Origin of the sequence: Olsenella sp. kh2p3 (assembly GCA_900119625.1) — a bacterium.
GTDB lineage: Bacteria > Actinomycetota > Coriobacteriia > Coriobacteriales > Atopobiaceae > Tractidigestivibacter.
This window is the reverse complement of record FPKD01000012.1, coordinates 1-19,611: the sequence shown is the minus strand read 5'-3', so window position 1 is coordinate 19,611 and position 19,611 is coordinate 1. Positions and strand designations below refer to the sequence as shown.

At 60.0% G+C, this 19,611-nt stretch carries 15 protein-coding genes; all 15 read left to right on the top strand.

Annotation, left to right across the window (positions count from 1 at the left end; translation table 11 throughout):
- Window positions 1–18 precede the first annotated feature (18 nt).
- Entirely contained in the window at window positions 19–525 is a 507-nt protein-coding gene (locus BT122_RS10010; protein WP_072355776.1) for a PTS sugar transporter subunit IIB, read from the top strand.
- Between the two features lie 64 nt (window positions 526–589).
- Window positions 590–1,390, top strand: a complete 801-nt coding sequence (locus BT122_RS10005; RefSeq protein WP_072355775.1) for a PTS mannose/fructose/sorbose/N-acetylgalactosamine transporter subunit IIC — start codon at window positions 590–592, stop codon at window positions 1,388–1,390.
- A 2-nt stretch (window positions 1,391–1,392) separates the two neighbouring features.
- Window positions 1,393–2,208, top strand: coding sequence for a PTS system mannose/fructose/sorbose family transporter subunit IID (locus BT122_RS10000; protein ID WP_072355774.1), 816 nt, complete (start codon window positions 1,393–1,395; stop codon window positions 2,206–2,208).
- A 262-nt stretch (window positions 2,209–2,470) separates the two neighbouring features.
- Window positions 2,471–3,376, top strand: a complete 906-nt coding sequence (gene rfbA / locus BT122_RS09995) for a glucose-1-phosphate thymidylyltransferase RfbA (protein ID WP_072355773.1) — start codon at window positions 2,471–2,473, stop codon at window positions 3,374–3,376.
- A 3-nt stretch (window positions 3,377–3,379) separates the two neighbouring features.
- Window positions 3,380–4,402 carry a dTDP-glucose 4,6-dehydratase gene (rfbB, locus tag BT122_RS09990; protein ID WP_072355772.1) on the top strand — a complete coding sequence of 341 codons (1,023 nt, stop codon included), beginning with the start codon at window positions 3,380–3,382 and terminating at the stop codon, window positions 4,400–4,402.
- Window positions 4,403–4,412: 10 nt separating this feature from the next.
- Window positions 4,413–5,879, top strand: a complete 1,467-nt coding sequence (locus BT122_RS09985; protein ID WP_072355771.1) for a sugar nucleotide-binding protein — start codon at window positions 4,413–4,415, stop codon at window positions 5,877–5,879.
- 565 nt (window positions 5,880–6,444) lie between these two features.
- Entirely contained in the window at window positions 6,445–9,417 is a 2,973-nt protein-coding gene (locus BT122_RS09980) for a TOTE conflict system archaeo-eukaryotic primase domain-containing protein (protein ID WP_083432456.1), read from the top strand.
- Window positions 9,418–9,920: 503 nt separating this feature from the next.
- Window positions 9,921–12,998 carry a CRISPR-associated helicase/endonuclease Cas3 gene (locus tag BT122_RS09975; protein WP_072355769.1) on the top strand — a complete coding sequence of 1,026 codons (3,078 nt, stop codon included), beginning with the start codon at window positions 9,921–9,923 and terminating at the stop codon, window positions 12,996–12,998.
- Window positions 12,999–13,120: 122 nt separating this feature from the next.
- Window positions 13,121–14,833 (top strand): type I-E CRISPR-associated protein Cse1/CasA, encoded by a 1,713-nt coding sequence (gene casA, locus BT122_RS09970; RefSeq protein WP_072355768.1) that lies wholly within the window; start codon window positions 13,121–13,123, stop codon window positions 14,831–14,833.
- A complete protein-coding gene (gene casB, locus BT122_RS09965) occupies window positions 14,830–15,480 on the top strand; it encodes a type I-E CRISPR-associated protein Cse2/CasB (protein WP_072355767.1) in 651 nt (216 codons plus the stop codon). Before casA ends, casB begins: the two co-directional genes overlap by 4 nt.
- A 14-nt stretch (window positions 15,481–15,494) precedes the next feature.
- Complete coding sequence (gene cas7e / locus BT122_RS09960) at window positions 15,495–16,634, top strand: type I-E CRISPR-associated protein Cas7/Cse4/CasC (RefSeq protein WP_286130365.1); 1,140 nt, start codon at window positions 15,495–15,497, stop codon at window positions 16,632–16,634.
- Window positions 16,634–17,359 carry a type I-E CRISPR-associated protein Cas5/CasD gene (cas5e, locus tag BT122_RS09955; protein ID WP_072355766.1) on the top strand — a complete coding sequence of 242 codons (726 nt, stop codon included), beginning with the start codon at window positions 16,634–16,636 and terminating at the stop codon, window positions 17,357–17,359. The genes cas7e and cas5e overlap by 1 nt, the downstream gene beginning before the upstream one ends.
- Window positions 17,360–17,380: 21 nt before the next feature.
- Window positions 17,381–18,067 (top strand): type I-E CRISPR-associated protein Cas6/Cse3/CasE, encoded by a 687-nt coding sequence (cas6e, locus tag BT122_RS09950; RefSeq protein ID WP_072355765.1) that lies wholly within the window; start codon window positions 17,381–17,383, stop codon window positions 18,065–18,067.
- 43 nt (window positions 18,068–18,110) lie between these two features.
- Complete coding sequence (gene cas1e / locus BT122_RS09945; protein WP_072355764.1) at window positions 18,111–19,106, top strand: type I-E CRISPR-associated endonuclease Cas1e; 996 nt, start codon at window positions 18,111–18,113, stop codon at window positions 19,104–19,106.
- Complete coding sequence (cas2e, locus tag BT122_RS09940; protein WP_353612551.1) at window positions 18,997–19,467, top strand: type I-E CRISPR-associated endoribonuclease Cas2e; 471 nt, start codon at window positions 18,997–18,999, stop codon at window positions 19,465–19,467. Before cas1e ends, cas2e begins: the two co-directional genes overlap by 110 nt.
- The last annotated feature ends 144 nt before the right edge of the window (window positions 19,468–19,611 follow it).

The window sequence follows — 19,611 nt, the reverse complement described above, 5'->3', positions numbered from 1 at the left end:
TCGTTTGGAGGTAGAGAGATGATTGCATTGGCCAGGGCCGACGACCGGCTGATTCATGGGTTGGTTGCGGTCGCGTGGACGTCGAGCGTAGCACCTGAGACCATTCTCGTCGCAAATGACGCCGCGGCAGCAGACAGCTTCAAGAAGGAGACGATGCGCCTCGCAAAGCCTGCCGGGGTCAAGCTGTTCATCAAGTCCGTTGAGTCGTCCGCGAAGGCGTTGAACAACCCAGTCAACGATGGCAAGAGGATTCTCCTGATCACCGCATCGGTGGAGGACGCGGAGCGCGTCTACTCGCTGTTGGACGAAGGTCGCAAGTTCGAAGCCTTGGACATTGGGACTGCGGGAATCGTCAAGAAGGAAGGAGAGACGTACAAGCTCGTGATCCCAGGGGTCTACGTAAGCAAAGAGGAGTACGAGGCGGCGAAGAGGCTCGCCCAGAGGGGAGTAGACGTCTTCTGCCAGGCCAACCCAGCCCTAGAGAAGGCCTCACTCTCCGATATCGGGAAAGCCCTTGAGAAGTGACTGCGCCAAATCGAGAAACTCATGATCGCGCGAGAGTACTGCTGTTGAGAAGAGTGGGGGAGCAATGAGCCAGGTACTTCAAGGTCTTCTCGTCGCGCTAATTGCGGCGGCGGTCTACATGGAGTCCCGCATCGGCGGCCAGCACATGCTTGACAGGCCGATAATCATCGGTCCGCTGGTTGGCCTGGTGATGGGGAATCCGGGAATGGGGCTCGCGATTGGCGGCGAGCTCGAGCTTGTGTGGATGGGTCTGAACGGAATAGGGACAACGACACCGCCCAACGTCGTCGTGGGCTCGGCCCTGGCGACGGCGCTTGCCATTAGCACGGGGGCATCCTACGAGACGACGCTCGCTCTTGCGATTCCCATTGCCGTTGTCGCCCAGCTCTGCGACATCGCCGCACCCGTGGTGAATACGTTTTTCGCTCACCGCGCGGACAAGTGTGCCGCCAACGGGGACTACCGTGGCATCGAGCTTTGCAACTGGGGCGGGGCGGTAGTCTACTTCCTCTTCAAGTTCGTCCCAGTCTTCCTGGGATTTGTCCTGGGGTCAGGGCTCATCACGTCCTTTGTGGACATGATTCCGCCTGTGATCCAGAACGGCCTCGCGCAGTCCGGCAACATCCTGCCCGCCCTCGGCGTCGCCATGCTCATCCAGCTGACCTGGGACAAGAAGTTTGGCGCATTCCTCTTCCGGGGATTTGGGCTTGCTGCGTTCCTGAAGGTCGACACCCTTGGCGCCGCGTTCTTTGGCGCTGTTGTCGCGCTCATCTACTACAAGCTGAGTGGTAGGGGCTCTAGCGAGAGCGCGCTCGGGATGGCCGTTGCCCCCGGTGGGGTAGACGATGACAGTGAGGAGCTCTAACCATGGCGGAAGAGAAGAAGCTCGGCGAGGGCACCCTCCGCAGGGTCTTTAATAGGCATTACCAGCTACTCAGCTGTTTCAACTACGAGCGGCAGATGTCAACTGGATACTGCTACACAATGCTGCCGGCACTTCGCGAGCTGTACAAGGACGACGAGGAGGGCCTCAACCAGGCCGTCAAGAGGCACCTTGAGTTCTTCAACTGCGCAACAAGCACGAGCCCGTTCATCATCGGTCTCTCGTGCGCAATGGAGGAGGAGAACGCCAACAACCCGGGTGAGTATGACTCCTCCTCGATAACCTCGGTGAAGGCCGCGCTCATGGGTCCGCTTGCCGGAATCGGCGACAGCTTCTTCTGGGGCACGTTCAGGGTGATTGGCGCCGGTGTCGGCGCTCCCATGGCGGTTGCGGGTAACGTCTTTGGCCCCATCTTCTACGCCCTTCTAAACGTCATCCCCTCCGAGGTCGTGAGGCGGTGGGGATTCAAGATTGGCTATGCGGGCGGAGGCAAGTTCCTTGAGCGCGTCTCTGCTGACGGAACCCTTGACAGGCTCACCGAAGCTGCGAGGATCATGGGCCTTGTCGTCATTGGGGCAATGATTCCCTCGATGGTGGTACTGAGCCTTGGGGCAACGATTGATATCAACGGAGCGCAGGTCGTGCTCCAAGACATCATTGACCAGATTTGCCCGTGCCTGCTCCCCGCGCTGCTTACGTTGGGGTGCTACAAGCTCTTGAAGAGGGGTGCATCTGGAACTGCGGTAATGTTCGGGCTTCTCGCCTTGGGAGTCATCCTGGCCGCTTTGGGGCTTGTCTAAGAAAGCCTTTCCTGGTTGGCTCAATGGCCGCGTAATTAGATGAACTGGGCGCCCTCCCGTGGAGTTCAAGGGGAGGGTGCCCTCTTGTGTCTGGGGTTTCGACCAAGACCAGCCCCGCCAACCTGCGCGAGTCTTTTCGTCTCTCAGCGTGTCCATTTCCCATGGCGAACGTGATGTCCTATTCCTGTTGTTCCAAATCTGACAGCGCAACGCGTATTATTGAGACTCGCACAAGACATTCCAAACCTAGGGGGTTGCCTACATGAAGGGCATCATCCTGGCCGGTGGCTCGGGCACGCGCCTCTACCCGCTCACGAGCGTGACGAGCAAGCAGCTGCTGCCCGTCTACGACAAGCCGATGGTCTACTACCCGCTCTCCACGCTCATGCTCGCGGGGATCGAGGACATCCTGATCATCAGCACCCCGCAGGACACGCCCAACTTCGAGCGGCTCCTGGGCGACGGCTCGCAGTTCGGGGTCTCCCTCTCCTACGCGGTCCAGCCGAAGCCCGACGGGCTCGCTCGGGCGTTCCACTACGGCAAGGGGTTCGTGGCGGGCGGCCCCTGCGCCCTCGTGCTGGGCGACAACATCTTCTACGGCAACGGGCTCTCGCGCCACCTGCGCCGCGCCGCCGCCAACGCCGAGGCTGGCCGCGCCACGGTCTTCGGCTACCGCGTGGACGACCCGGAGCGCTTCGGCGTCGTGGAGTTCGACGAAAGCTACAATGCGGTCTCGATCGAGGAGAAGCCCGCCCGCCCCAAGAGCAACTACGCCGTTACCGGCCTCTACTTCTACGACGAGAGGGTCACGGAGTACGCCTCGCGGGTCGCGCCCTCCGCCCGCGGCGAGTACGAGATCACCGACCTCAACCGCATGTACCTCGAGGACGGATCGCTCGACGTGGTGACGCTGGGGCGCGGCTACGCGTGGCTGGACACGGGGACCATGGAGTCGCTCTTCGAGGCCGGCCAGTTCGTGCGCACCGTGGAGGAGGCGCAGGACCTGCCGGTCTCCGTCCCGGAGGAGATCGCCTTCGAGAACGGCTGGATCACTAGGGACGAGCTGCTCGACGCGGCGGAGAGGTACGGGAAGTCCACCTACGGCCAGCACCTCAGGGTCGTGGCGGAGGGTGGAATCGTACCCGACTGCAGGAACAGGGAGGACTAGGACATGGCAGGGGACGTATTCGAGCCGCACGACATCATCGTCACGGGCGGCTGCGGCTTCATCGGCTCCAACTTCGTGCGCTGGGTGGCCGGGAACCACCCGGAGACGCACGTGACGGTCCTCGACAAGCTCACCTACGCGGGCAACCCCGCGAACATAGCGGGCCTCCCGGGGGACCGGGTGGAGCTCGTGGTGGGTGACGTCTGCGACGCGGAGCTGCTGGACCGCCTGGTCCCCGGCCACGACGCGATCGTCCACTTCGCGGCGGAGTCCCACAACGACAACTCGATCGCCGACCCGGAGCCGTTCGTGCGGACCAACGTGGTGGGCACCTACCGGCTGCTCGAGGCCTGCCGGAAGTACGACGTGCGCTACCACCACATCTCGACCGACGAGGTCTATGGGGACCTCGCCCTGGACGAGCCGAGGCGCTTCGAGCCGGGCGACCCCTACCGGCCGTCCAGCCCCTACTCCTCGACCAAGGCGTCCTCCGACCTGCTCGTGCGCGCCTGGGCGAGGACCTACGGCCTCAGGGCCACGATCTCGAACTGCTCCAACAACTACGGCCCCTACCAGCACGTCGAGAAGTTCATCCCCAGGCAGATAACGAACGTCCTCTGCGGCGCCCGCCCCAAGCTCTACGGCACGGGGGAGAACGTGCGCGACTGGATACACACCGAGGACCACTCCCGCGCGGTCTGGGACATCCTCACGAGGGGGAGGATGGGCGAGACCTACCTCATAGGCGCCGACGGCGAGCGCTCCAACGTCGACGTCCTGCGCGAGATCCTCTCCCTCATGGGCCAGCCGGAGGACGCCTTCGACTGGGTGCGCGACAGGCCCGGCCACGACCGCCGCTACGCGATCGACCCCACGAAGCTGGAGCGCGAGCTCGGCTGGAGGCCCGTCCACACGGACTTCGCCGAGGGGCTCGCCCAGACCATAGAGTGGTACCGCACGCACGAGTCCTGGTGGCGCCCCGCCAAGGAGGCCACCGAGCGCAGGTACGCGGAGCAGGGCCAGTAGGGGGAGAGGCATGTCCGACATTCAGTTCGAGAAGGACCTCAGGGTCGAGGAGACCGGCATAGAGGGGCTCAAGGTGGTGGAGCTCGCCGTCCACGGCGACTCCCGCGGCTGGTTCAAGGAGAACTGGCAGAGGGCCAAGATGGTCGCGCTCGGCATCCCCGACCTCCGCGTCGTGCAGAACAACGTCTCCTTCAACGCGGAGCGCGGCGTCACCCGCGGCGTGCACGCCGAGCCCTGGGACAAGTTCGTCTCCGTGGGGTGCGGCTCCGTCTTCGGCGCGTGGGTGGACCTGCGCCAGGGGAGCGAGACCTACGGGAGGGTCTACACCACGAGGCTCGACCCCTCGAGGGCCATCTACGTCCCGCGCGGCGTCGGCAACTCCTTCCAGGCGCTGGAGGACGGCACCGTCTACACCTACCTGGTGGACGCCCACTGGTCCGCGGAGCTGAAGAAGACGTACACGTTCGTGAACCTCGCCGACCCCGCGCTCGGCATCGACTGGCCCATCCCGCTCTCCGAGGCCACGCTCTCGGAGGCTGACAGGAAGCACCCGATGCTCGCGGACGTCGTCCCCATGGCGCCGAGGCGCACGCTCGTCACGGGCTGCAACGGCCAGCTGGGGCGGGCCGTGCGGGCGCTCGCCGAGGAGAGGGGCGTCTCGGGCACCTTCGACTTCTGCGACATCGACACCTTCGACTTCTCCGACCCCGCCCAGTACGACGCATACGACTGGGACCTCTACGGCACCGTGATCAACTGCGGAGCCTACACGGCGGTCGACAGGGCCGAGACCCCCGAGGGGCGCCTGTCCGCCTGGGCGGCCAACGCGACCGGGCCGGCCCTGCTCGCCCGGACCTGCGCGGAGCACGGGATAACCCTGGTGCACGTCTCCAGCGACTACGTCTTCGACGGCACCCGCGAGGTGCACGACGAGGGGGAGCCCTTCTCGCCCCTCTCCGTCTACGGCCAGTCCAAGGCCGCAGGCGACCTCGCCGTCTCGAACTGCCCCAGGCACTACGTGCTGCGCTCCAGCTGGGTCATCGGCGACGGGCGGAACTTCGCGAGGACCATGGTGGGGCTCTCGGGCCGCGTCGCCGACCCGGAGGACAAGCTGGAGCGGGTCACCGTCGTGAACGACCAGCTGGGCCGCCTCACCTTCACGCGCGACATGGCCGCCGCGATCTTCCACCTGCTCGACTCCCACGCCCCCTACGGCACCTACGACTGCACGGGTTCCGGCGCGGTGCGCTCCTGGGCGGACATAGCGAGGGCGTGCTTCGAGGCCGCCAACGGCAACGGGGACGCGGTGGTGCCCGTCTCCACCGCGGAGTACTACGCGGGCGCCGCCGGCCCCGTGGCCCCGCGCCCCGTCCACTCCGCGCTCGACCTCTCGAAGCTCGAGGCCGCGGGGTTCTCCATGCCCGACTGGGAAGTGGAGCTCAAGGAGTACCTGGCCTCTCTGCTTGGCCAGCGGTAGAGGTGACGTTTTATAGCCTGGCGGCTGGTTCTGGGCATTCGGATAAGCGGAACAATTAATTGGGAGGCGGGGTTGCATGAGCGCCCCGCCTCATTTTTCGGTTAGGATACGGTTTTTAGGGGTACTGCAAGTACAAAACGGTTCGAAGCCTGATGAACCGCAGGTCAGGGAATTGCTATGGCGTCGCAGTTACATAAAAATTCTCACCAAAACTGCTGCCAACCGGAACGTGGCATTGGCTATTCGCGAGTAGGCCAAGAATCGCCGTTGCCATCAATCCATGTTGCGCTAGGTAAAGGCTTCAAATTACGTGCAGAATCGGACTTCTGTGGGTCGGCCTTGGCAGGGGAGCGCGAGCGAAGTGTCGCACGCGGCGCTCGAGCCAATTGCCTCGAGCGGCCAACAGGCAAAACGCAAATCCCGTCTTCTGCCTGGGGGTCCCAGCTACGCGGGGCCAGCCTTCGCACGAGAAAATAACCCACATATGTCGAGTTCCGCACGTAAATTCGAGATCCCTCGTTGCGCGCGGGAGCAAGCTGACAACCAAGGGCGGCGATAATGAGGGATGACAGCTCTTGCAGCAAGCAAAGGAATGGTTGCGGTGACGATGTCCCGGGACATACACGCAGCAGAGCCCCGTTTCGCTGAAGAGGCGCGAATCGCCGGGGTCACCCTGCGCTTCTCCCGACTCATTCGGGGCATTGGCGGAGCGCGTGACGTTGTCCTCTGCACCACTGAGGACGGCCGGGAGGTCGTTGCACTTGCGAGTGAGTGGCCGCGCGAGGACCGATGCGGCGCCTCGTGCGGTCAACCCGGAATCGTAACGCGTACCAACCCAGACTCGCAGAAGATTGCACTCTATAGGTCGCTCTTCCGAGGTCGAGAAGACGCTTATGCTAATGGCTACCTGCGCAAAGATGGTCGTATGGGATATAGCCCCGCCTGCTTGAACGCGTGGAAGCCCGGCGTGTGCGATCGCCGCCACGTCGGGTGCGACAAGTGCGGCAACCGAAGCCTGCATGCACTGGGCGACGACGCCCTCAAGTGCCACTTCAAGGGGCTTGACCCTCGCAATCGCGACGTCCTGGGTCTTTATCCCATGACGAAGGCATCTACCTGTTGGCTTCTTGTTGCAGACTTTGATGACGAGGGATGGCAGGAGGCCGCATGCGCCTATCGCGACGCCTGTCACCGACGCGGGCTCGACTGCGCCGTTGAAAGGTCCCGGTCCGGGAACGGCGCTCACGTCTGGGTGTTCTTCGAGGAGGCAATCCCCGCACGCGACGCCCGCGCCTTGGGAACGCTTCTTTTGGATGACGCGCGTCGACATTGCTCCAAGCTGGGATTTAGCTCGTACGACAGGCTTTTCCCCACGCAGGACACCATATCCTCCGACGGCCTGGGCAACCTCATCGCGCTTCCGTTGCAGGGCGCTGCAGTCAGGAAAGGGAACAGCGTCTTTGTCGATGACTCGTTTGCTCCCTATACGGACCAGTGGGCGTTTCTCTCGTCTGTGCAGAAGGCCTCTTGCGAGAAGGTACGGGAACTGGTCCAGACTCGAAGTGTCGTGCGGACCGAGATGGCGGATGAGCGCGTGGTAATGCCATCCGGTGTAGAAGTCTCCATCGACGGCATGGTCGGCCTGGATAAGGGCGCCCTGCCTCAGGCGGCAATCGCCGACCTTTCTCGTCTTGCCGCAATGGCGAACCCCGAGTTCTTCCTCAAGCAGCGCATGCACCAAAAGATCTATCCTGCAAAGGCGCCCCGCTACCTCTGGTTTGGCGAGGAGGATGAGGCGGAGTTGCGCTTGCCACGCGGCTGCTTTGACGATGCGGTGAAATATCTGCACGAGCATGGCGCTAAGACCCAGATACGGGATTGCCGCACGGATGGCCGTACGCTGCACGCGCGCTTTGCCGGGAGCTTTCGGCCTGGTCAGCGCGAAGCAGTGAATGCCCTTGCCGAGCATGACGACGGAATACTGGTGGCACCCACTGGCTTTGGCAAGACCGTAATCGCAGCTGGCCTCATTGCGGAGAAGGGCGTAAACACGCTAGTACTTGTTCCAAGCAGTGCTCTATTGGGACAGTGGCGAGAGTCGCTCGGCCGCTTCCTGCGGATCGATGACGAGCCGCCGACGCTGTTCACCCCAACGGGGCGCAAGGCCCGGAACCAGCCTGGCAGGATTGGCGTGATTGGCGGAGGCAAGAGGCTCCCAAGCGGGCTGATAGACGTCGCGCTGGTTCCGTCGCTTTTCGAGAATGGGCCGGTGCCAGGTGACCGGCGCGTGAGTGCGCTTGTACAGAGCTATGGCATGGTTCTTGTCGACGAGGCGCAGCACGTTCCCGCATCTGGGCTGGTGGAGGTGCTCAAGGCGAGCGGTGCTCGCTACGTATACGGCCTGACTGCCACCCCAAAGCGCAAGGACAGACTGGAGCGAGCGCTCCAAATGATTCTCGGGCCCGTTCGGATGACAGTGCGCGCGGATGGGCAGCTCGCGGGCGACCGTGCGACGCGCGTGCTTGTCCCCAGGTTTACCGGCGTGAGGCTCCCCACCGACGTAGACGAGAGAGACTGGAACTCCCTGTTGGACCTCATCTGCGCGCACGAGGAGAGAAACGCGCGCATTGCTCGCGATGCGTGCGATGCCGTGCTGCAAGGAAGATATCCCATCGTGCTTACGAGGCGTGTGGAGCACGCCAGGGCGCTTTCATCGTTGATATCCGAGCGTCTGGCAGAGGGCAGGAAGGCGCAGCACGGCGGGGGTGCGGAGGTACCGGCGGTCATCACGCTTGTGGGGAGCGAAGATGCCAGGGCGAGAAGTGCTCGCCTGGATCAGCTACGCGAGCTTTCGCCTGAGCGCGTTGCTTGCATCGTTGCCACCGATAGCTACGTGGGGGAGGGCTTTGACGAGCCTCGTCTTGATACGCTGCTTCTGGCGGCTCCCGTGGCGTGGGAGGGACTGCTCACGCAGTTGGTTGGGAGAATCCAACGTGTGCAGCCGGGTAAGCGCGGCCCCTTGGTCTTTGACTACGTCGACGAGCTGGTGCCGCTGCTGGCAAGGCAGTGGCACGAGAGGCTCAAGGCATATTCGAGGCTTGGGTACGTGGTCGAGGGGCCCGAGGCGGAGGGCGCCAAGAGTCACATGGTGACCGCGGGGCAGGACGCCATGGAGCTGCTCCGGCATGACGTGGAGAACGCGAAGTCGGATATTCTGCTGGTCTCGGGATGGGTGGTGCCTAAGGCGGTTGGGGCCATTGCGCCGGTTCTGCTCGCGGCGGTTGGTCGAGGTGTGAGCGTGACGGTTGTGGCACGAGTTCGAGAGGGCGCTGGTGACGTTGACGCATGCCTTGACGAGCTGGAACGTGCCGGCTGTCTGGTCATGCGCGATTACGACAGGGTTCCCAACGCTGCGGTCTTCGATGGTTCGCTCGTGTGGTTTGGGGGTATCCCGCCGCTTGCGTTTGCGTATGCCGATGACTGCAGCGTCAGGATTGTGAACCGCGAGCTTGCCGCGGAACTTGGACGCGCGTTTTGAGCGGGTTGTTGTTCCTGAGGCCAGCAGCATTAATTTCTTAGAGAGTCAGGACGGCCCATTCCTCTGGAATTGACGGATTGAGGATTTGCGCAACCCCTCGAAGCTCCAAGGGGGACGCAAAAGCCGGGTAGTGAGTAGGGATGTAGGTGCCGTGGGGGTGACGCCTGGGTGTAAATGGCGCTCGGACCGCATGCTGCTAGCGGCCAACAGGGAAAATGCGAGCAAGCAATCTCTCAGGAGAGCGGTAACCTCACTCATCAGCCGCTTCTGCAAGAAAATAACACTCACATGCTGGCATCAGCGGGCCCTTTTGCGATTTCCTGGTGCGCGTGGTGCCGTATCCCGTGCGAGAGCAAACTGATTTCTGCAGTCACAAGCTCGTGGTCCCTTAGAGGTATATGCGACTCCGCTTGCCTGATGGCCTTATTAATGTCGCGTGCTTGTGCCAAAGTGTGGACAAGGTTCCTAAAAGGGTTCCGCCCCGTCCCGCGAAGGGAGTCAGCATGGCCGCGAATGCAAAGTTTGATGCGTCGCTCTCTTATCAGGCGCGTTCTCTCTGGGGGAAGTCGGACTATGGGATGGGGGAGTGCTGGCTGCCGCTCTACGTTCATATGGCAGACTCCGCTGGAGTGGCATCGCGGTTGTGGGAAAGTTGGGTGCCCCGTTCCACCAAGGAAATTGTGGTACGGGCGCTTGACGGGGACGAGACACTCGCACGATCGTTTTTCGTACTCCTCGCCGCGGTTCACGATATTGGTAAGGCCACACCTGCCTTCCAGGTCAAGGGGCTGTCTTTCAGGCAGGGCGGAGAAGGCGGCATCCTGTGGAAGCCGGAACATGCGGGGCTAGTTATTCGGCACGACTTATCTGGCAGGCCCTGTCCTACGCACCCAATTGCTGGTGAAGTGCTGCTCACCAAATATCTCAAAGAGCATTGCTTTTCTGGAGATGTGCAGGGAAGACAAGCTAAGAGACGGGCAAAGAAGCAAGCGTCTGCAATTTCGTGCATTGTCGGAGCGCATCATGGAAAATTTCCATCCACGACGCGTCTTGTGCCAGCAGGGGAGGATGGCATTGCTCTCGGATGGGGTGGCGAGGGCTCCGCAGATTGGGTTCGCGTCCAAGACGAGCTAATCTCGTATGCCCTTCGCCTGGCGGATCTCTCTGAGAGTGACGTGCCACGCCTGGCAAACCATCACCTTACCGTTGCGACCGAGAGCATTCTCACCGGTCTGGTTATCATGACTGACTGGATTGCGAGCGACCAGGACATCTTTCCGCTTGTCTCCCTGTTTGGGAAAGACGAAGGCGGTCGTATCGATCTCGAAACTCGGTGCGCCAGGGCATGGGGTGCCGCCTCTATCCTGCCCGCTTGGTCAGAGTCGCGCCCGGACGTTCTGCCCTTCGACCAGTTCTTTGCCGAAAGGTTCGCTCTTCCCAAGGGTGCTAAACCGCGGCCCATTCAGGTAGCAGCCGCTCGCGTTGCCTGGGAGCTGGATGAGCCCGGCATCATGGTAATAGAAGCGCCCATGGGAGAGGGAAAAACCGAAGCTGCCCTTTCCGCAGGGGAGCTCCTGGCGTGGAGATATGGCTTGAGTGGGGTATGCGTGGCTCTCCCCACCATGGCCACTACAGATGCAATGTTTGATCGTGTGGAGTCTTGGCTCGGGCGCCTTCCACATGACGGTTCTGGCCCTGACAAAGATATCTATCTCGCACACGGCAAGGCCCAGCTTAACGAGCATTTCCAGGGTCTCATTCGCCGCTCGCGTCAAACGTCTCGTTTTGAGGTTGGCGTTGACATGGTGGACGAGAACGGCCGCTCAAGGGCAGATGACGTCTTGGTCTCGGATTGGATGTTTGGTCGCAAGCGTGGAATGCTTTCGAACTTTGTCGTCTGCACTGTAGACCAGGTGCTTATGGGCGCCTTGAACATGAAGCACCTTTCGCTAAGGCAACTGGCCTTGGCAAACAAGGTGGTTGTTATCGACGAGTGCCACGCCTATGACCTCTACATGCGACAGTACCTCAACGTGCTTCTCCAATGGTTTGGCTATTGGCGCGTCCCGGTTATTCTGCTTTCCGCAACGCTGCCCACCAGCCAGCGCAATGAAATGATTGACAAGTATCTTGAAGGCAGGCGGCTCTCGGTTACCCCGGCTGAAGAGGCACAGCCTGAGAGTGAGAATGATGGGCCTGCTCTCTCAAACAAGGACGGCGATGCATACCCCCTCATCACCTATTCGAATGGAGGCGCTGCGAGAAGCATTGAGACCAAGCCGTCTGGCCGTGCCGTTAGCGTAGACGTGTCCCTAATCGACGACAGTGTCGAAACGCTTGTGGAGCTCCTTGCGGACCGTCTTGCCGGTGGCGGCTGTGCAGGCGTGATATGCGATACCGTTGGTCGTGCCCAGGAGGCGGAACGCACGCTTGCCGCTCGCTTTGGCGATAAGGTGGTCATGCTCGACCACTCACGATTCATGGACATTGACCGCATGGAAAATGAGAGGGTGCTTAGAGAATTACTTGGTTCCCAGGCGACTACTGTCAACGGAAAACGGCCTGGGCTTCTAATTGTTGCTGGTACGCAAGTGCTTGAGCAGTCGTTGGATATTGACTTCGACCTTCTGGTAACTGATATCGCGCCGGTCGACCTGGTGCTGCAGAGGCTTGGAAGGACGCATCGACATCATCGTGGGAAGGGCGAGTGCGACAGGCCCGCATCGCTTCGAACCGCTACGTGTTTTATGCGGGGAGTCTCTTCGTTCGGGGATAAGGGTCCTGAGTTCGCAAAGGGCCTGACTCGTGTGTATGACAAGGCAACCCTTACGGAGTCTCTTGCTGTCCTTGGGCTTGACACCATGGATAGCGAGACATCAATTGCGCTTCCATATGACATCCCCCGTCTTGTAAGGACCGCCTACTCGGACGATGTCCGCAACGCCATTCCAGATTTCTGGTTGGAAGAGTATGCGTCCCAGAGGACAAAGAGAGACGAGAAGTTCGACTCTAAGGTTCACAGGGCCCAAACGTGTCTTTTGGCAGAGCTATCGCACGCGATTCAGAACGAGTGGTCGCTTGTAAACCTGAGCGATCAGACCCGGGCAATTGCCGATGATTTGCGGGACGAAGACCGCGGACAACGGGCAGTTCGCGACACGCAGGAAACTGTCGAGGTGCTACTTGTTCGAAAGGGGCTTGATGACGGAATTTCGTTGCTGCCATGGGTTGGTGACAAGAAGGTCGAGAAGGGAGAAGAGCTGCCAACTGATTTTGAGCCAAGCAGGGAACAGTCTCTTCTGCTAGCCCAGTGTGCGGTGAGACTTCCGCTGTCTGTTTGTCCACTACCCCAGATAGACGCCTGCATAGAGGAGCTGGAGAGGCGCTGTGGGATGTATGTTCGCTGCTGGCAGGAGTCTCCTTGGCTCGCGGGAAGGCTGCTGCTCCCCATGGATGAAGTCGAACCTGGCGTCTTTGAGACGGAGCTTCTCGGCAAACAACTCCAATACACCCGCCGAGAGGGTTTTTCGACCGTTGGCGGAACTACATCCCATCAGTTTACTAATTCAGATATTATCTGACTTGTAATCCATAGCTCCCCATCCATATGGGGCTGATCCGTAGTATACGGACGGGATTTCGTGCTCCCCGCGAATGCGGGGCTTACGTGTAAGCGGCAACGGTCTTTAGGAAAGGAGGAGCAATGGCAAGCGAAGCGGTCGAACCCCATTTCAACCTGGCTACCGACCCCTGGATACCGGTCATCTATCACGACGGTGTGTGTCGAGAAGTATCGATAGAGACTTTGTTCAAGGATGCCGAGCAGATCAGAGAGATTAGCGGTGACTCTCCACAGCAGGTGGAGCCAATACTTCGCCTGTTGCTGGCAATCCTCTATAGGCGGCTCTCGCAAGGGGGTACCAAAACTGAGGATGCCCTGCTCGACTGGTGGGGGGAGACCTGGGATAATAATCGTTTTAACTTGGATGGAATCGTCGCATATCTAACATCCGTCAAGGAAAGGTTTGACCTCTTTGATTCAAGTCACCCCTTCTATCAGGTGGCGGGCCTCGAGTATGCTGACAAAGACCCTGATGGTGTGGATGAGTTGATTGCAGACGTCCCCAAGAGCGACAAGTTTCTCTTCTCCCTGAGAAACAAGAATCGCATAGACGGACTGTCCTTTTCCGAGGCTAGCCGATGGCTCATCTTCCAGCAGGCATATGCGACCGCCGGCATCAAGACGCCGGTCAAGGGAAACACCCATGTGAAGTCCGGTAAGGTATATCCGCCGAAGGGAGCCGTTGGCACGGGCATGCTGGGCGCAGAGGGTGGCATGTTTCTCGAGGGCACCAACCTTTTCCAGACTCTCATGCTCAACTTGGTGCTCTTTGATAACGCGCGTGGTGGAAGGCCCATCGTTGGCTGCGAAGAAGACGTGCCCTCTTGGGAACGAAGCGAGATTTCACCTGACTATCGCATTCCAAGTCCGGGCGAACCCTATGGTCCTGCTCAGTGCTACACCTGGCAGAGCAGGCGCATGCGCCTGGTTCCCAATGACGATGGCACCCGAGTCATTGGGGTAATCAGCTGCTACGGTGACATTCCCGTTGTCATGGACAAGGAAGGCTCAGAACCCATGACGGCGTGGAGGATAAGTACTTCTCAGCAGAAGAGCTTGGGTCTTCCGTATGTGCCTCGCTTGCCAAAATCGCATGATCCCACACGCGCAATCTGGCGTGGACTGGCCTCGATAGTTTCTGTGGGGCAGGATGGCGACCTGCGGCCGGGCGTTGTCCGCTGGATAGAGCGCCTTCGCTATGAGGAGGTTCTTTCTCCGGAAGAGTTTCCAGTGGTTGCAATCCATGCGCAGGGAATGGCGTATGGCACGCAGAATAGTGTGTTCGCTGATGCCATCGATGACAAGTTCGACCTGAGCGTCTCTTTGTTCGAGCATGACTCAAATGCATGTAACCGGGCGCTTGCAACCATTGATTCCATCGATCAGGCGGTGGGAAAGGTGGTGAACTTTGTCTCGAATACGCAGAAGGCGGCAGGCGACAAGGCATCGGCGAGCGTTGCGACGCAGGAGAGAAGCCGGGTGAGGGAATCTGTTTTTGCGGAACTCGACGTCATCTGCCGCAGCCGGCTTGCCCATTTCCCAAACGAAGCGGGTGCCGTTGAGACATATTGCGCGGAATGGAGAGACGAAGTACGTCGCAGGCTTCTCTCGTATGCTTCACGCTACCTGAGTGAATGTGACCGGTCATTCTTCGAGGAGCACGATGGCATGACCGCGGGGAGGGCGTTGGCAATCCTGAGAGCGGGCCTTATTGAGGCTCTCGGAGTACCGGAAAAGCCGAGGAAAGTGCCTGAAGGCACAGCGAATATCACGATTGAGGAAGGGAAGGAGTGATTCTGGCCATGTCAATAAGAGAGGTCTCCAGAGCAATTGCGAGATGCGTCGACTCCAAGGTTGGCACGTTACAGTCTGGCTATCTTGCAGGCAGAGCGTCTTCGAGGGCAAGCCTAGCGCGTCTCAGGCGCCTGGACACGGCAGGCGAGGCATCCTGGATGAGCGTTGGCGAGGAGCTCTTTGCCGATCTTCCTAGCTTCAATCTTGGGGAGGAAACTGAGCGCAAGGAGCTAGAAAGCGTGCGAGCCGCCCTCCAGCTTTACGCCATTCTCCAGCAGTCGAGAAAGAGCCCTGTCGCAACGTTTCCAACTAATAGCGGGAACGCTGGGTCGTTTGGGAACGCCTGCCGCCTCTACGTTGCAGCCAGTAATGGCGGTGGAGAATCCGGGGTAAAGCGCCGACTTTCCTCTATCGAGGCAGCTACGGATTTTTCTGGAGCGATGGTTGGGGTCCGCTCACTTGTTAGGCTCATACGCACCGCAAAGGTTAAGACCCCAATCCAGTTGGATTTTGGACAGCTCGCCTCGGACCTCTTTGAGATTCAGTTTGAGGACACAAGGGGAGACGTCTTCATGCACTGGGCGCGCGACTTCTACAAGGCAAATCCCAAGCAAGACGGCCAAGACGCCAAAGCAGACAGAAACTAATGGAGGGAACTCGAATGATGTACCTTGACCTGCATGTGATTCAGAACGTTCCACCATGCGACATGAACAGGGACGACACCGGCACGCCCAAGACAGCGATTTACGGCGGATACCAGCGCTCTCGCGTGTCGAGCCAGGCATGGAAGCATGCCATGAGAGAGATGTTCCCAAGCCTGGTCGATTCCTCGGAGCTTGGCGTGAGGACCAAGCATGCCGTTGCCCTTATTGAAGACGATATTGTGCGCCAGAGGCCAGATTTGGCAGATGTGGCGAGCGAACTCGCCAGCGATGTCCTTAGGGTCACGGGGGTGAAGGTTGAGGCGTCTAGGCGTGCGGGATCAGAAGAGGGAACCTCCGTGTCCCAGTACCTTATTTTCATTGCTAGGGCTGAGGTCGAGAAGCTCGCACACATAGCCATCGATGCGCACGATGCCGGCGAGAACCTCTCGAAGCCGTCCAAGGAGGTAAAGAAGGCCGTCTCTTCTGCGTTCCATGGCACTCAGGCTTTGGATATTGCCCTCTTCGGAAGGATGCTCGCAGATGCTCCCGACCTGAATACGGATGCGAGCGCCCAGGTTGCTCATGCCATCTCAGTCAATAAGGTCTCGCAGGAGTATGACTACTTCGCTGCGGTAGACGACTGCTCTGCAGAAGACAATGCGGGTGCGGCAATGCTCGATACCATTGGGTTTAACTCCTCGACGTTGTATCGATACGCAACCGTTTGTCTGCCGTCCCTGGAGGAGCAGCTTGGGGATGCCGACGCAGTGGCAGAGGGCGTCCGAGCGTTCCTCAAGGCGTTTGTCGAGTCTATGCCAACAGGCAAGCAGAACACGTTCGCAAACAGGACGCTTCCGAGTGCCGTGCTTGTTGCACTCAGGAATGACCAGCCCATCAATGGAGTCTCTGCGTTTGAGTCCCCTGTTTCGCCGAAGGAGGGCGTGTCGATTTCACATCAGGCGGAGGATCGCCTTGCGACCAAGCTCCTTCAATTTTCCGAGACGTATGGCAACGCACCCGTCAAGGTGTGGTGGACTGCTGTGGACGGCGGAACGGATTCGCTCAGGCAGATTGGCGAGCAGGTCACGTTCCCCAAGATGCTCGATGGGGTGAGCGCCAGCGTCCTCGATGCGCTCTCGAAGGGTGAGGAGTAATGGCCGTCCTATTGCTCGAGCTCTCGGGTCCGCTCCAATCTTGGGGCGACTCCTCGCGTTACGTGAAGAGGGGGACCCGCTGGGAGCCAACTAAGAGCGGCGTGGTGGGGATGCTCGCCTCGGCGTTAGGTAGGCCGAGAGAAGATCGGGTCGATGACCTCTCGTCTCTTGAATTTGGAGTGCGCCTCGATCAGCCAGGAAGCTTGCTGGTCGACTTCCAGACGGAGCGTCCACTTGGGGACCCCAACAAGGCCATGCCCCTCTCGTACAGGCACTACATCGCAGATGCCAAGTTCTTGGTTGCACTTGCTGGAGATGCCCCCTGGCTGCGAGAGCTTGATGAGGCGCTAAGACATCCCAACTGGCCTCTGTTTTTGGGGAGAAGGTCTTGCCCTCCCGACACGCCGCCCTCGCGGGGCGTGCGTGATGACTACCAGGATGTCAGATTGGCACTCTCGTCTGAGCCATGGCTCGCCACGACTCGCTACAGGCGTAGGCATCAGCAGCTTACCGAGCTCGAGGTGGCATGCGATGCGCGTGAGGGAGAGGCGGCGGAGAGTCAGGCCGACCTTCCGCTGAGCTTCAGCGGAGCAGGGAGAAAGTACGCAGGAAGAGGTGTGTATAGGTTCAGAGTCCCCGTCAATCAGCTTGGCGACGGAAAGGCCCCCTCTGCCAGCCCCGGCGCTACAAAGCTTCCTGATCACGATCCAATGGGATTCTTCTAAGGAACGAAAGGAGGTGCCACCATGTATATCTCGAGGCTCCCTTTTAACGCTAGACGCCCGGAGGCCATTCGGCTTCTCTCCTCGCCCTATCGCATGCACGCTGCGGTTGAGAATGCGTTTCCACCTGATGCCTGTCGAGCGTCAGACGAGGGAAGAATCCTGTGGCGAATCGACTCGTCGCCCGCACCCACAAATGAAACTTGGCTATACGTTGTGAGTCCCGACCGTCCCGACTTCTCGCACACTGCCGAGCAATGCGGGTGGCCCGCAACAAGCGTTGGCGAGACAAAGGACTACTCGCCTGTGCTTAGTCGGCTTAATGCTGGGCAGACGTGGCGCTTCAGGTTAAAGGCAAACCCGGCACGCAAAGTTCTTGTCGACAAGGGGAGAGATCCAAATCCAAAGGTTGTGGGTTCCATCCAGGGGTGCGTGACAATGGCACAGCAGGTGGAGTGGCTCTTGAGTCGCGCCGAAAGCCATGGCTTTGCAGTGGCCAGCAGTGACGAGGGTTTCCCTCTGCTCACAGTCTCTCAGCGGCATACGGAGAAGTATGAGCGGAAAGGGAAGAGAGTCACCATTACTACGGCTATGTATGACGGGATTCTTACTGTGAGCGATCCCGGTCTCCTGCGGCACACCCTTTGCTTTGGAATGGGGCGTGCAAAGGGGTTTGGCTGTGGGCTCTTGACCGTCTCGCCCGTAAGTTAACGAAAGCATGTTTTCATAAGCATTCGTCCAAGGAGGGGCGACCATGTCCGATGCGATTGCCGGTGGAGGGAAGTCGAATCGGAGGGGCGCTCCTCCGCCGGATATCGTTGACCTTGTGCGTGTGGAAGACAGAATCTCATTTCTCTACTTTGAGCATTGCAGGATTAATCGTGCGGACAACGCGATAGCCGTACGGGATGACAAGGGCACTACCCATGTGCCATCCGCCGCATTGAGCGTGCTCATGCTTGGTCCAGGAGCATCGATTACACACGACGCCATGACCATGCTCGGTGAATGCGGGGTAACCGTGATCTGGGTGGGCGAGAGGGGCATCAGAATGTATGCCTTCGGAAAGCCGCTTACCCATTCGAGCGTGCTTCTCCAGGCGCAAGCCAGGCTGGTCTCGAACACGCGAACTAGGCTCGAGATTGCTCGCAAGATGTATGGGATGAGATTTCCCGGCGAGGATGTGAGCCATCTCACAATGGGGCAGCTTCGGGGCCGCGAGGGCGTGCGGGTGCGTCGGGTATACAAAGAGTGGTCCGAGAAGACCGGTGTTGCCTGGGATCGCAGGACATACAACCCCGATGATTTCGACGACGCGACAGAGATCAACAAGGCGCTATCTGCGGCGCACTTCTGTCTCTATGCTCTTGCGCATTCCGCAATAGTCGCCATGGGATGCTCTCCGGGCCTGGGATTTGTTCACACTGGTCACGAGAGATCGTTCGTGTATGACATCGCCGACCTCTATAAGGCGGAGATTTCGATTCCCGTGGCGTTCCAGACTGCTGCCGAGAAGCCCACAGACGTTGGCGCGGAGACCCGTCGCAAGATGAGAGACGCGGTGTTTGACCTGTCGATACTTCCCCGCATGGTGAGGGATATCAAGGGCTTGCTGCTAAGCGAGGCGTCCTCGGAAAGCGATGGGGAGCTTACTCCCGAGTCTAACCACCTCGGTCTTTGGGACGAGAAGGCAGGGGAGGTCGCTGCAGGGAGATCATATGCGGCATCGGACGACGGGGGAGGCGAGTAACGTGGTCGTGGTTGTGTTGACGGCATGCCCAGTTGGCCTGCGTGGCGATTTGACGAGATGGCTGCTTGAGATATCCCCCGGTGTGTTCGTGGGACACGTCTCCGCGAGGGTGCGGGAAGGGCTTTGGGCACGGGTGCTTGCCATGGTGCACAACGGGAGGGCGATCATGGTGTACTCGGCCAAGAACGAGCAACGCCTTGCTTTTAAGACGTTTCAGCCTGACTGGCAACCGATTGACTGCGAGGGGGTTGAATTGATGAAAAGGCCGCTAGGGACTGATGACGCGACGATGCTTGGGATGCCGCAAAAGGGATGGAGCAACGCGAGTAAGTATCGGGCGGCAAGAAGGTTTGGGGGATAGCAACGTGGCCGAGGCTGCGTGCTGATGCGTGATTGTTCCTTGACAACCGAATCTAGAACTGAGGAGTGCGGTATAGTTACGCAGGTCGCTAAGTGTGCTCCCCGCGTATGCGGGGATGATCCTCGACACGACCAAGCTCGGAAA